Source organism: Nocardia brasiliensis (assembly GCF_011801125.1).
In the GTDB taxonomy this organism is placed as follows: Bacteria; Actinomycetota; Actinomycetes; order Mycobacteriales; family Mycobacteriaceae; genus Nocardia; species Nocardia brasiliensis_C.
Map to the genome: position 1 here is coordinate 6399332 of NZ_CP046171.1, position 13321 is coordinate 6412652.

Annotated in this window: 11 protein-coding genes; 7 read left to right on the plus strand and 4 right to left on the minus strand. The window is 68.5% G+C overall.

Annotation, left to right across the window (positions count from 1 at the left end; all coding sequences use genetic code 11):
- Nucleotides 1-162: 162 nt before the first annotated feature.
- The gene (gene secA, locus F5X71_RS29060; protein ID WP_167464867.1) at nt 163-3030 is read right to left on the minus strand and encodes a preprotein translocase subunit SecA; all 2868 of its coding nucleotides are present in this window, start codon (nt 3028-3030) and stop codon (nt 163-165) included.
- Between the two features lie 235 nt (nt 3031-3265).
- Nucleotides 3266-3805, minus strand: coding sequence for an Rv3235 family protein (locus tag F5X71_RS37540; RefSeq protein WP_275106750.1), 540 nt, complete (start codon nt 3803-3805; stop codon nt 3266-3268).
- 179 nt (nt 3806-3984) lie between these two features.
- Between F5X71_RS37540 and F5X71_RS29070 the strand changes: the two genes are divergently transcribed.
- The 7 genes from F5X71_RS29070 (at nt 3985) to F5X71_RS29100 (ending at nt 11417) form a co-directional block, all read left to right on the plus strand.
- Nucleotides 3985-5400, plus strand: coding sequence for a WS/DGAT/MGAT family O-acyltransferase (locus F5X71_RS29070; RefSeq protein WP_167464869.1), 1416 nt, complete (start codon nt 3985-3987; stop codon nt 5398-5400).
- Nucleotides 5401-5410: 10 nt separating this feature from the next.
- Nucleotides 5411-5950, plus strand: a complete 540-nt coding sequence (locus tag F5X71_RS29075; protein WP_167466829.1) for a DUF6912 family protein — start codon at nt 5411-5413, stop codon at nt 5948-5950.
- Between the two features lie 122 nt (nt 5951-6072).
- Nucleotides 6073-7260 carry a ferredoxin reductase gene (locus tag F5X71_RS29080; RefSeq protein WP_167464870.1) on the plus strand — a complete coding sequence of 396 codons (1188 nt, stop codon included), beginning with the start codon at nt 6073-6075 and terminating at the stop codon, nt 7258-7260.
- Between the two features lie 82 nt (nt 7261-7342).
- Nucleotides 7343-8782 carry a fatty acid desaturase family protein gene (locus F5X71_RS29085; protein WP_167464871.1) on the plus strand — a complete coding sequence of 480 codons (1440 nt, stop codon included), beginning with the start codon at nt 7343-7345 and terminating at the stop codon, nt 8780-8782.
- Nucleotides 8783-8974: 192 nt separating this feature from the next.
- A complete protein-coding gene (locus tag F5X71_RS29090) occupies nt 8975-10243 on the plus strand; it encodes a fatty acid desaturase family protein (protein ID WP_167464872.1) in 1269 nt (422 codons plus the stop codon).
- A gap of 111 nt (nt 10244-10354) precedes the next feature.
- Nucleotides 10355-10975, plus strand: coding sequence for a 5,6-dimethylbenzimidazole synthase (gene bluB, locus F5X71_RS29095; RefSeq protein WP_167466830.1), 621 nt, complete (start codon nt 10355-10357; stop codon nt 10973-10975).
- A gap of 199 nt (nt 10976-11174) precedes the next feature.
- A complete protein-coding gene (locus F5X71_RS29100) occupies nt 11175-11417 on the plus strand; it encodes a hypothetical protein (RefSeq protein WP_167464873.1) in 243 nt (80 codons plus the stop codon).
- A gap of 33 nt (nt 11418-11450) precedes the next feature.
- Here the strand turns inward: F5X71_RS29100 and F5X71_RS29105 are convergent, their stop codons facing one another.
- Nucleotides 11451-11930 (minus strand): GNAT family N-acetyltransferase, encoded by a 480-nt coding sequence (locus F5X71_RS29105; protein WP_167464874.1) that lies wholly within the window; start codon nt 11928-11930, stop codon nt 11451-11453.
- Nucleotides 11931-11975: 45 nt separating this feature from the next.
- Entirely contained in the window at nt 11976-13268 is a 1293-nt protein-coding gene (locus F5X71_RS29110; RefSeq protein ID WP_167464875.1) for an acetyl-CoA C-acyltransferase, read from the minus strand.
- Nucleotides 13269-13321 lie beyond the last annotated feature (53 nt).

The window sequence follows — 13321 nt, forward strand, 5'->3', positions numbered from 1 at the left end:
GGGACAAAAGGCGATCTCACCGTGGGCATCGAACCGGCGCCCCCGCACAGCGTCCGACCAGGTTCTTCCACCGCATCGGCCGCGGGAGCGGCGCGGATCGGCCGTGAACGGCGAAGGCGCCCAGGGACCTGAGTCCTTGGGCGCCTTCGCGTTTCGCCGGGGTCAGTGCCTGCGTCGCGGCTTCGGGGCGCGCTTCGGCTTGGCCTGGGCACGGGCCGCCTCGCGGCGTTCGCGCCGGGTGGTGTTGCCGGTGTCCTCGTCGCCGTACTCCTCGGCGTCGCTGTGCACCGCGCGGCCACCGCCCTCGGTCGGGCCCGAGTAGCTGAAGCCACGCCGGTTGGGGTCGTCGATGCCCTTGGCGCGCAACGCCGCCGGTGCGGCGCTGCCGTTGCCGACGGGGGCCTCGTCGGTGGGCAGCGGGCGCGGCGCGGCCGCCATCGCGCCGACCGGCGAGCGCAGGCCCGCGTCCACCGAGACGCCCTCCGGCTGCGGCTGCTGCACCTCGACCTGCAGGTTGAACAGGAAGCCGACCGACTCCTCCTTCAGGCCGTCGAGCATCGCCGAGAACATGTCGAAGCCCTCGCGCTGGTACTCCACCAGCGGATCGCGCTGGGCCATGGCGCGCAGGCCGATGCCCTCCTTGAGGTAGTCCATCTCGTAGAGGTGCTCGCGCCACTTGCGGTCCAGCACCGAAAGCAGCACCTGCCGTTCGAGATTGCGCATGCTGCCGACGCCGGCCAGTCCGTCGATCTCGGCCTCGCGGCGCGCGTAGGCCTCGTGCGCGTCGTCGAGCAGCGCCTCGAGCAGTTCCTCGCGGGTCAGATCGCCCGCGTCGCCGACGGCGGTCTCACCGGTCAGGTCCTGATGCCGGATGCTCACCGGGTACAGCGTCTTGAGCGCGGTCCACAGCTTGTCCAGATCCCAGTCCTCGACGTAGCCCTCCGCGGTGGCGCCGTCGACGTAGGCGGTGATCACGTCGGTGATCATCTCCTGGACCTGGCCCTCCATGTCCTCGCCGCGCAGGATCCGGTTGCGCTCGCCGTAGATGACGGTGCGCTGCTGGTTCATCACCTCGTCGTACTTGAGCACGTTCTTGCGGATCTCGAAGTTCTGCTGCTCGACCTGGGTCTGCGCGCTCTTGATCGCCTTGGAGACCATCTTGGCCTCGATCGGCACATCGTCGGGCAGGTTGAGCCGGGTCATGATCGCTTCCAGCGCGGCGCCGTTGAACCGGCGCATCAGCTCGTCACCCAGCGACAGGTAGAACCGCGACTCACCCGGGTCGCCCTGACGACCGGAACGACCGCGCAGCTGGTTGTCGATGCGCCGCGATTCGTGCCGCTCGGTGCCGAGCACGTAGAGCCCGCCCGCCTCGCGCACCCGGTCGGCGTCGGCCTTGGTCTGCGACTTGACCTGTTCCAGCGTCGGCAGCCAGGCCTGCTGGTAGGCCTCCGGCGTCTCGACCGGGTCCAGGCCCTCCTTGCGCAGGATGAGGTCGGCGATGATGTCCGGGTTACCGCCGAGCACGACGTCGGTACCGCGGCCCGCCATGTTCGTCGCGACGGTCACCGCGCCGGGGCGGCCTGCCTCGGCGATGATCGCGGCCTCGTTCTCGTGGAACTTGGCGTTCAGCACCGTGTGCGCGACGCCGCGCTTGGTGAACTGCTTGGACAGGTACTCCGAGCGCTCGACGCTGGTGGTGCCGATCAGCACCGGCTGGTCGCGTTCGTGCCGCTCGACGACGTCGTCGACCACGGCGGCGAACTTGGCCTCTTCGGTCTTGTAGATCAGGTCGGACTGGTCCTGGCGGATCATCGGCCGGTTCGTCGGGATCGGGACCACGCCGAGGTTGTAGATCTGGTGCAGCTCGGCGGCCTCGGTCTCGGCGGTACCGGTCATGCCGGACAGCTTGTCGTAGAGGCGGAAGTAGTTCTGCAGCGTGATCGTCGCCAGGGTCTGGTTCTCCGGCTGGATCTCGACCTTCTCCTTGGCCTCGATCGCCTGGTGCATGCCCTCGTTGTAGCGACGGCCGACCAGGATGCGGCCGGTGAACTCGTCGACGATGATCACTTCGCCGTCGCGGACGATGTAGTCCTTGTCGCGGGTGTAGAGCTCCTTGGCCTTGATGGCGTTGTTCAGGTAGCTCACCAGCGGCGAGTTGGCCGCCTCGTACAGGTTGTCGATGCCGAGTTGATCCTCGACGAACTCCACGCCCGCCTCGTGCACGCCGATGGTGCGCTTCTTGATGTCGACCTCGTAGTGCAGGTCCTTCTTCAACAGCGGTGCGATGCGCGCGAATTCGGCGTACCACTTGCTGGAGGCGTCGGCCGGACCGGAGATGATCAACGGGGTGCGCGCCTCGTCGATCAGGATGGAATCGACCTCGTCGACCACGGCGAAGTTGTGGCCGCGCTGCACGAGATCCTCGAGCGAGTGCGTCATGTTGTCGCGCAGGTAGTCGAAGCCGAACTCGTTGTTCGTGCCGTAGGTGATGTCGGCGCCGTAGGCCACGCGCCGCTGCGCGGGGGTCATGCCGGACAGGATCGCGCCGACCTCGAGCCCGAGGAAGCGGTGCACCCGGCCCATCCACTCGGAGTCGCGCTTGGCGAGGTAGTCGTTGGTGGTGACGATGTGCACGCCGTCGCCGCTGATCGCGTTCAGGTAGGCGGGCAGCACCGAGGTGAGCGTCTTGCCCTCACCGGTCTTCATCTCGGCGATGTTGCCGGTGTGCAGCGCGGCGCCGCCCATGATCTGCACCTTGTAGTGCTTCTGGTTCAGCACCCGCCAGGATGCCTCCCTGCCGACCGCGAAGGCCTCGGCCATCAGCGCGCCGAGCGGATCGGAGTGGCCCTGCTCGACCATGTCGGAGTAGCGCTCGCGGAACTCGTCGGTCTTGGCGCGCAACTCGGCGTCGGTGAGCTGTTCGTACTCCGACTCGAGTTCGAGAACCTGGTCGGCGAAGTTGGCGAGCCGCTTGACCATGCGACCCTCACCAATCCGTAGCAACCTCGTCAGTGTCAGCGCAGGCACGGGTCTCGTCAGTCCTCTGGTCGGTGTGTCATTCGTGTCGATCGGCGCCGGGCCGAGGGCGGGCGCCCGGCCGGCGTGCGGGCTCGCGCGCCGGGCACGCGATCCGCTGCTCGGTTCATGGTAATGCGGTGCCGATCGTAGGCGTCGACAAGCAGCGGTGTTCGGTCGCACCGCAGCAACGAGCCTGCGTAGCCACCCGGCACCGGGGCGCCTGCCGTGTCGTCCGCCCTGGTACTCACAGTACGCGGAACGCGGTCAGCTGCCAGCCCGTGCGATGCAACGCGACCCGGGCCGCGACCGCGAAGACGCGGTGGCCACGCTGATAGGTGCCGTATACCTCGGCGGTTTTCGGCCCCGCGGGCGCAATGCCGATCTTGGTCAGCTGGGCCGGGCCGAGCGCGGCGCCCCGGTGCGCGGTGCGGGCCAGTGTCTCCAGCGCGGCGAACACCGGCGCGGAGGTCAGCGGCCGCACCTGCGCCACCGGCCGCCTGCCGTCGAGCACCTCGAGCACCAGCCGCAGCGAATTCTCCGCGAATCGATGTGCTGCCGAACCGGTTTCGGCCTCGGTCCCGTACGATGTAAGGCGTCCGTCGTGCCGGGCGCGCCGACCCGCGGCCCGTGCGGGAGATCCGCTGTGTGACGACACGCGACGGCAGGGCAGCGCGGCTCGTGGTGACGAAGCGGCAGACCGCGGCTGAACCCCGACCACGCGATCACGGTCCAGCGGCGGTTCGCTGTGTGGCGCAGGCGAAAGCGACGGTCGCCGACTGTGCATCCATGTCCCCCTGTGCTCGAATCGAGTCCCCTGGCTCGAATCAGCCAGCCTGCCACGGAAGCCAGGACGGGTAAAGGGGAATGTCGATATCGCCGGATACGCCACAGCGACGGGACCGAACCGTTGTGGCGACAGCACAATGGGCGTGAGACGGCATCGGAAAAGGAGCACCGGGCAGCGTGATCACGAGACTGACGCCGCAGGACGCGTCGTTCTACCGGCTCGAGTCGAGCAGCAATCCGATCCACATCGGCTCCTTGGCGATCCTGCGGCACATCGATCCCGATTCCGGTGCCGCGGCACTGGACTACGATCGGCTCGTCGATTTGGTCGAGTCCCGGCTCGCGCTGGTGCCCCGATATCGCCGCAAGGTGCGCGAGATCCCGCTCGCGCTCGGGCGCCCGGTCTGGGTGGAGGACAGCGCCTTCGACATCACCTATCACATCCGCCGATCCGCGCTGCCCGCCCCCGGCTCCGACGCGCAACTGCACGAACTGGTCGCCAGGCTGTCCTCGCGCCCGCTCGATCAGACCCGGCCGCTGTGGGAGATGTATCTGATCGAGGGCCTGTCCGACGGCCGCTGCGCCCTGTTCACCAAGACCCATTCCGCACTGGTCGACGGGGACACCGCGCTGGAGATCGGGCACGTCGTACTGGACGCGGGCCCGTCGCCGCGCGAACTCGCCGACGACGCGTGGCGCGCCCCGCGCGAACCCGACGACCGGGAACTGCTGATCGGCGCGCTGACCCACTTGATCGCACAGCCGAGCGAGGCGCTGGAGGTGGCCAGGCACGCGGGCGCGCAGGCGTTCGCGGTGATCGGCGCCGCGGGGCGGGCGGTGGACTCGGTGGTCACCGCGGTGCGCGCGGCCGCGAGCGGTGCCCCCGACAGCCCGCTCAACGCGCGGATTTCGCGCAACCGGCGCTTCGACGTGGTGCGCACCGATCTCGAGGACTACCGCAAGATTCGCAAGCGCTTCGACTGCTCGATCAACGACGTGATCCTCGCGGTGGTCACCGGCGCGCTGCGCAACTGGCTGCTCTCGCGCGGCGAGACGCTCACCGAGCCGACCACGCTGCGCGCGGTGGTGCCGATGTCGGTGTACGTCGACGGCGTGGACGGGGCCAGGGTGAGTCCGGCGAGCGAGGTGTCCTCGTTCCTCATCGATCTGCCGGTCGGTGAACCCAATCCGGTGATGCGCCTGTCGCACATCGCCCACGCCACCGAGGCCAACGGCAGGCATCGGCGCGGGGTGCGGGCCAGGACCCTGGTCCATCTCGCCGGGTTCGCTCCGGCGAGCCTGCATGCGATGAGTGTGCGTGCGGCGAGTACGTTCGCAGAGCACACGTTCAATCTGGTGATCACCAACGCGCCGGGTCCGCAGACGCCGATGTACATCGGCGGCGCGCGGATGCTGGAGATGTATCCGGTGTCGCCACTGCTGCGCAATCAGGCCTCGAGCATCGGGATCACGTCCTACGACGGACGCGTCTTCTACGGGCTCAACGCCGACCGCGACGCGATGGCCGACATCGGCGTGCTGGCCGCGTCGGTGCGCGATTCCATGGAGGAGATGCTCGGTGCCTGCGTCTGATCAGGAGAAAATGCGGGTCTATATCCCCGCGACGGTGCCGATGCTGCGCGAGCTCGTCGCGAACCGGGAACTACGCCCGGTCGGCGGCACCGCGTTCGCGGTGACACCGGCGCTGCGCGAGGCCTACGCCTCGGGTGACGACGAGGAACTGGCCGAGGTGGCGATGGGCGAGGCCGCCCGCGCCTCGCTGCGCCTGCTCGCCGCCGAACGCGACGAACTCGACGAGCCGGCCGACGACGCCGCGCCGGTGCCGACCGGTCGCCCGGTCTATCGGCGCGCGGTGATCGCCGCCGACGTGACCGGGGCGAAGCTGCGGCCCGATCTCGACGATGCCGTGGTGAAGCTGCCCGGCCTGCTGACCTACGACCAGATCGGGTCCGTGCACGTCGACCTGGTCGAGGCCGAGCCACAGGTGGCCAAGGCCGTGGACGTGGTGGACGCCGCCGATCTCGGCGACACCGACGCCGAGTTCGTGCTCGGTGACGCCGAGGACCACCAGCTCGCCTGGTACGCGGCGCAGGAACTGCCGTTCCTACTCGAACTGCTCTGAGCCGGAAGAATCGCGGTGCGTCGGACGAGCACCGAGCGGGCGCTGCCCGGCCGAACCTACGATGCCGTAACCTTGCGATGGCGTGGCAGCGCATCCGACGAACAGGAAGACGAACGGCAGCGATGAGCTCGAAAAATGGGGGATTCTCCGTGCGCGGCGTGCGGGAGTGGCTGGAAGGTCCGGCCGCGAGCGTCGCCGAACGCGGCGGCAAGTTGAACGTGCTGCGGGGAGCCGTGGCCCGGGTCACCACCCCGTTGCTGCCCGACGACTATCTGCACCTGGCCAACCCGCTGTGGTCGGCGCGCGAGCTGCGCGGCCGCATCGTGGACGTGCGCAAGGAAACCGCCGACTCGGCCACCCTGGTGATCAAGCCGGGCTGGGGCTTCGACTTCAAATACCAACCGGGCCAGTACATCGGCATCGGCGTGCTCATCGACGGCCGCTGGCACTGGCGGTCCTATTCGCTGACCTGCCCGCCGAATTGGTCGGACCCGGGCACCGGCGGCAAACGGGTCATCTCGATCGCGGTCAAGGCGATGCCGGAGGGGTTCCTGTCCAGCCACCTGGTCAGCGGCGTCCCGGTCGGCACCGTGGTGCGGCTGGCCGCGCCGCAGGGCGGCTTCGTGCTGCCCTATCCGCCGCCGGAGCGGGTGCTGTTCCTGACCGCCGGTAGCGGTATCACCCCGGTGATGGCGATGCTGCGGGCGATGGACCGGCGCGATCTGGTCACCGATGTGGTGCATCTGCACTCCGCGCGGACCGCCGAGGACGTGATGTTCGGCGCCGAACTGCGCGACCTGCACGACCGGCACAGCGCCGCCGCCACCGGGGAGCGTTCCCCGGCCAGCTTCACCTCGCACCTGCACCTCACCGGCGAGCAGGGCAAGTTCGCCCTGGCCGACCTGGACACCAAGATCCCGGACTGGCGCGAACGCCAGACCTGGGCCTGCGGCCCGGCCGCGATGCTCGACGAGATCGAGCAGCACTGGCGCGAGGCGGGCCTGGCCGACCAGTTGCACGTCGAGCGGTTCGAGATCGAGCGCTCGGCGGTGGGCGAGGGCGGCACGGTCAGCTTCGGCAAGACCGGGCGCACGATCGAGGTGGACGGCGCGACCAGCCTGCTCGAGGCGGGCGAGTCGGCCGGGGTGCAGATGCCGTTCGGCTGCCGCATGGGCATCTGCCAGACCTGTGTCGTGACACTGAGTTCGGGCCACGTGCGCGACCTGCGCAACGGCGACGAGCACCGCGAAGGCGACAAGGTGCAGACCTGCGTCTCCGCCGCGGCCGGGGACTGCACCCTCGACGTCTAGGCCCCGCGCCTAGGCCACATCGCGGTACCCCGGGGCGACCTTGGGTACCCTCGACACAAATCGAGTAGGGAAAGGACCCCCGGTGGCCATCACCGATATTCAGGCGTTCGCCCATCTCACGGCGGCCGACATCGAGACACTGGGGCAGGAACTCGATTCGATCCGGCGTTCGGTGGAGCAGTCACGCGGCGAGCGTGACGCGAAGTACATCCGGCGCACCATCGCCGCGCAGCGCGGCCTCGAGGTGGCCGGGCGCGCGGTGCTGTTCGGCAGTCGCAACCGGTGGGCCTGGCTCACCGGCACCGCGCTGCTCTCGGTCGCCAAGATCATCGAGAACATGGAGCTCGGGCACAACGTCGGCCACGGGCAGTGGGACTGGATGAACGACCCGGAGATCCACTCCAGCTCCTGGGAATGGGACATGACCGGCCCCTCCTCGCAGTGGCGGCGGGCGCACAACTACTCCCATCACACCTACACCAACGTGCTCGGCAAGGACGAGGACCTCGGGTTCGGCATCCTCCGGATGACCAGGGACGAGCCGTGGCGCCCACTGCATCTGGTGCAGCCGCTGGCCAACCTGGTGCTCGCCGCCACCTTCGAGTGGGGCATCGCCCTGCACGACTGGAGCATCGAGAAGGAACTGTCCAACACCCCGCGCTGGGAGCTGCGCTCGCGACCGAACGTGGAGTTCGGCCGCAAGATCGCCCGCCAGGTGACCAAGGACTTCCTGCTCTACCCGGCACTCACCGGTCCGGCGTTCAAGTCGACGCTGAAAGCGAACGCGACCGCCAACCTGGTCCGCAATCTGTGGGCCTACGCGGTGATCTTCTGCGGCCACTTCCCCGACGGCGCCGAGAAATTCACCATCGAACAGCTCGAGGGCGAGACCAGCGGCGAATGGTATCTGCGGCAGATGCTCGGCAGCGCCAACTTCAAGGCGGGGCCCGCCATGGCGTTCATGAGCGGCAACCTGTGCTACCAGATCGAACACCACCTGTTCCCGGACCTGCCGAGCAATCGATACCGGGAGATCGCGGTGCGGGTGCGCGAACTGTGCGACAAGTACGACCTGCCGTACACGACGGGTTCGCTCGGCAAGCAATACCTGCTCGCCTTCCGGACCATCCACAAGCTGGCACTGCCGGATCGATTCCTGAAGGCCACCTCCGACAACGCGCCCGAGACCTCCTCGGAACGCAAGTTCGCCGGCATCACGCTGCCGTCACTGCCCAGCGCGGAGACCGCGCACTGGCTCGGCGTCGATCCGGAGACCGGCCAGCGCCGCGGGCTGCGCTCGGCCCTGCGCGAGGCCAAGGTCGTGCTGAAGGAGAAGGCCCGGCAGGAGAAGGAGATGCTGCGCGAGGCCAAGCGCGCGCTCAAGGAGAAGGCCGAGCACGAGACGGTGCTGCTGCGCGAGGCCACGCAGGCGCTGCAGGACCGAGCGCGGCAGGAGCAGGCGTCGCTGCGCCGCAAAGCCGTGCGCGAGAAGGCGCTGTGGCGGCTGCGGCGCAGCCGCTAGCCCCACCGTGCGGCCGGGCGTCCAGGTGGCCGCCCGGCGACGCCGGAAGACCGTGCGGGAGAAGGCTTTACGCTGTACTACCCCCGGTGCGTGATTAGCATCTTACGATCATGTTCGCAATGGGGGATTTGCCACATCGAGGTGGCACATCTCGTAACCTACGGTCACGTAACTTACGGTACTGTAACCGCCATGGCGATCTCGGATGTCAAGGAATACGCACACCTCACCGAGGCCGACGTGGAAGCACTCGGCGCGGAGTTCGACGCGATTCGTCGCGATATCGAGGAATCGCGCGGTGCGCGCGACGCGAACTACATCCGTAACGTCATCCGGCTCCAGCGGGCGCTCGAGATCGGCGGCCGCGGCGTGCTGTTCGCCAGCTTCCTACCGCCGGCCTGGATCGCGGGCGTCGCCATGCTGAGCACCGCCAAGATCATCGAGAACATGGAGATCGGGCACAACACCATGCACGGGCAGTGGGACTGGATGAACGATCCGGAAATCCACTCCAGCTCTTGGGAATGGGACAACGCGGGCGCGGCCAAGCATTGGAAGCACACGCACAACTACCTGCACCACAAGTACACCAATGTGCTCGGCATGGACGACGACATCGGCTACGGCCTGCTGCGCGTCACCCGCGACCAGCGGTGGAAGCCGTTCAACCTGGGCAACCCGATCTACAACCTGGTGCTGCAGCTGCTGTTCGAATACGGCGTCTCGATCCAGCACATGGAGCTGGGCAAGCTGGCCGCGGGCCGGTTCAAGCCGGGCACGCCCGAGCGGGCCGAGTTCGACCGCAAGCGCAACGAGGCGCTGACCAAGATGGGCAAGCAGATCCTCAAGGATTACGTGATCTTCCCCGCCCTCACCGGTCCGGCCTTCCTCACCACGCTGACCGCCAACCTGGCCGCCAACGCGATCCGCAACGTGTGGTCCAACGCGGTGATCTTCTGCGGTCACTTCCCCGACGGCGCGGAGAAGTTCACCAAGGCCGATATCGACAACGAGACCAAGGGCCAGTGGTACCTGCGCCAGATGCTCGGCAGCGCCAACATCTCCGGCGGTCCGCTCACCCACTTCATGACCGGCAACCTGAGCCACCAGATCGAGCACCACCTGTTCCCCGACCTGCCGAGCAACCGCTACGCCGAGATCGCGGTCCGGGTACGGGAACTCGCCGAGAAGTACGACCTGCCCTACACCACCGGTTCGCTGCCGGTGCAGTACTTCAAGGCCTGGCGCACCATCCTCAAGCTGTCGCTGCCGAACAAGTACCTGCGCGACACCGCCGACGACGCGCCGGAGACCGCCTCGGAGCGCAAGTTCGCCGGCAACACCGTCGCCACTATCGACCCGGTCACCGGCAAGCGGCGCGGCCTGCGCACCGCCCTCGCCGCCGGGCGCCGCCGCCTGAACCGCCGCGCCGAGACCCGCACCCCCGCGTACGCGCGCTGACCGGCGTTCCCGCGCCCGTGCCGCAGGCCGGAGCGGGGGCGGGAGTGCCGAAAGGGCGCGTGCGAGCAGTTGGCCCCCTGCTGGTTGACTGAGCGCGTGGGTGCTGACGGACTGAGTGTTTACGACGCGATCCGGCTGCGGCGCGACGTGCGGGCGGAGTTCACCGGCGAGGTGCTCGACGACGCCACGCTGTGGCGGCTGCTGGAGGCCGCGCACCGGGCGCCCAGCGTCGGCAATTCGCAGCCGTGGGATTTCGTGGTGGTCCGCGATCCGGCCACGTTGCGCACGTTCGCCGGGCACGTGGCGGACAAGCGGGCCGAGTTCCGCGACGCGCTGCCGCCGGAGCGAGCCGCCACCTTCGAACCGATCAAGATCGAGGGCATCGTCGAGAGCGGCACCGGGATCGTGGTCACCTATGATCACGGCCGCGCTGGCCCGCAGGTGCTCGGCCGGGCCACCGTCCCCGAAACCGGCGTCTACTCCGCGGTTCTCGCGATCCAGAACCTCTGGCTCGCCGCCACCGCCGAGGGCGTCGGCGTCGGCTGGGTGTCGTTCTACGCGCCCGAATTCCTCGCCGAGCTGGTCGGGCTGCCCGCGGGTGTGCGGCCGGTCGCGTGGCTGTGCGCCGGGCCGGTGCACGGCTTCCAGCAGGTTCCCGATCTGGAACGCTTCGGCTGGCGCACGGGGCGGCCATTGCTCGACGCGGTGCATCATGAGGTCTACCGAAAGTAGTTCGCTGTATTGCATTTTGATGCACAGTCCGGCGTGTCGCACGGCGTGTCGCGGAGCGTCCGCGCAGAATATCGGCGTCCCCGCGCCACGACCGGAGGCATGGGGTCGGGGTCGTGGGGTTCAGCCGCTCATCGATTGGGTACGTCCTTGTACACACCCATCGCGGATGCAGCGTTCTTTTCGGCTCAGGAGGTTTGCCATGGCCAATGTCGACGCCGTCCGGCTGTCGAACGAGCTTGGCATCGATCTGGCACACGCGATGCTGCGCCTGCGCAGGGAAGCCCGCCCCGGCGAGTCGAACCACGATACGTGCCTGCGCATCATCGCCGACGAGGTCCGCAAACCGCGCACCCCCCAACGGGAGTCGCCTACCTTCCGGACCCGCCCCGCAGCCGACGGCACCCTGCCCCTCCTCCCACCCACCCGCGCCCGCCACCGCTGACCTCCACTCGAATCGGTGCGGTGCGGCGGTGGTTCACCAGCGCAGGACGACCTCGTGCTCGCCGTCCAGTATCCGGCCCGTCGGCTCGAAACCCAGTGCGCGGTAGAAGCCCGCGGGCGTGCCGGGGCCTGTCGCGTAACTGGTGTACAGCTCGCGCACGCCCTGCGCGGTCAGTCGATCCACCAGCAGGCCCAAGACGGCGCGGCCGATTCCGCGGCCCTGCGCCGGGGCCGCGACCATGAAGCGCCACAGGAACACGCCCCGCAGCTCGGGGTGATCTTCGTCTAGTCCGAGATGCACCATCAGGAAACCGGCGGGCACGTCATCGGCGTAGACGGCCCGATACCAGAGGCAGTCCGAAAAGTGGGCCTCCGCAATGGAAACGCTGTTGTCGATCACCATGGGTCGCTGCTCGACGCTCAGTGTCTCGCTCAAAGCGCATACCGCGTAAAGGTTCTCGCGATCTATGCGGCGCAGCTCGAGGCGCGGCAGTTCCCCGGTCGATTCGGTCATCCCCCTTGGTACCGACCGACCGGGGCCTGCTCAACAGATTTTCGATCAGACCCGTTCCAGCACGGCCGAGGCGCCGATGCCACCCGCGGCGCAGATGCCGAGCAGCGCCGCGTTCTTACCGGTGCGGGCGAGCTCGTTGGCCATCGTCGTCACCATGCGCGCGCCGGTGGCGCCGAACGGGTGACCGAGCGAGACCGAACCGCCGTGCACATTGAGCCGGTCGATGTCGACCTCGCCGACGGCGCTGTCGCGATCGAGCCGGGTCTTGGCCCACTCGTCACTGGCCAGCGCCGTGAGCACGGACAGTGTCTGCGCCGCGAAGGCCTCGTGGATGTCGACGAAATCGATGTCGCCCAGCGACATTCCGGCCTTGTCCAGCGCCCGCGGCATGGAGATGGCCGGACCGATCAGCACCTGATCGGTGGGATCGACGCTGACGTAGCTCCAGGAACGGAAGGCGGCGAGCGGACGGTAGCCGAGCGCCGCGGCCTTCTCCTCGCTCATCAGCAGCACGGCGGAGGCGCCGTCGGTGAGCGGGCTGGCATTGCCCGCGGTCACCGTGCCGTTTTCGGCGAAAACCGGCTTCAGTTTCGACAGTTTTTCTACGCTGGTGTCGCCGCGGACCAGTCCGTCGCGGTCGATCTCGATGCCCTCCGGCGTGCGCACCCGCAACACCTCGTCGTCGAAGCGGCCCGACGCGATGGCGGCGGCGGCGCGGTGATGCGACCGGGCGGCGAACTCGTCCTGATCGGCTCGGCTGATGCCGTGGATGCGGGCCATTTTCTCGGCCGACTCCCCCATCACCTCTCCGGTGGTGCGTTCGGCGATCTTCGGCCGGCTGGGCAGGATGTCGGTGAACGGCGCGAGCTGGCGGATCGCGCTCAGGTAGTCCTTCGGCTTCGGCTTGCCCAGCGCCAGCGGCGCCGCCGCGTGCACCACCGACTGGGGCAGCTTCACCTCGGCATTGGAGGTGGAATCGCTGCCGCCCGCGATCATGATGTCGTATTCGCCGCGCTCGATCGCGGCCACAGCCGAGGTGACCGCCTGCAGGCCGGACGCGCACGCCCTGGTGACGGTGTGCCCCTCGCAACCGGGGTCGAGCGCGAGGTCGAGGGCGATCTCACGGGCGATGTTGGGTGCCACGCTCGGCAGAATGACCCCGCCCCAGACGATGGCCTGCACCTGAGCGCCGGGCAGACCGGTCCGCTCCAGCAGGCCACGGACCGCGGCATCGGCGAGCGCGATGGAATCCATCCGGGTGTATCCGGTGAACGCACGCACGAACGGCGTGCGCGCACCGGACACGATAACGGCACGGCGAGCAGCCTTGGTGGCCATGCGATGTCCTTTCGAGAGATCTCCGGCCACCAAACTTACTCCTAAGTAAGTTC

Bases quoted from the DNA above. Each gene is read 5' to 3' on its own strand.
- F5X71_RS37540 (WP_275106750.1), bottom strand. From the start codon at position 3,805: ATGCACAGTCGGCGACCGTCGCTTTCGCCTGCGCCACACAGCGAACCG.
- F5X71_RS29075 (WP_167466829.1), top strand. From the start codon at position 5,411: ATGCGGGTCTATATCCCCGCGACGGTGCCGATGCTGCGCGAGCTCGTC.
- F5X71_RS29080 (WP_167464870.1), top strand. From the start codon at position 6,073: ATGAGCTCGAAAAATGGGGGATTCTCCGTGCGCGGCGTGCGGGAGTGG.
- F5X71_RS29090 (WP_167464872.1), top strand. From the start codon at position 8,975: ATGGCGATCTCGGATGTCAAGGAATACGCACACCTCACCGAGGCCGAC.
- F5X71_RS29100 (WP_167464873.1), top strand. From the start codon at position 11,175: ATGGCCAATGTCGACGCCGTCCGGCTGTCGAACGAGCTTGGCATCGAT.
- F5X71_RS29105 (WP_167464874.1), bottom strand. From the start codon at position 11,930: ATGACCGAATCGACCGGGGAACTGCCGCGCCTCGAGCTGCGCCGCATA.
- F5X71_RS29110 (WP_167464875.1), bottom strand. From the start codon at position 13,268: ATGGCCACCAAGGCTGCTCGCCGTGCCGTTATCGTGTCCGGTGCGCGC.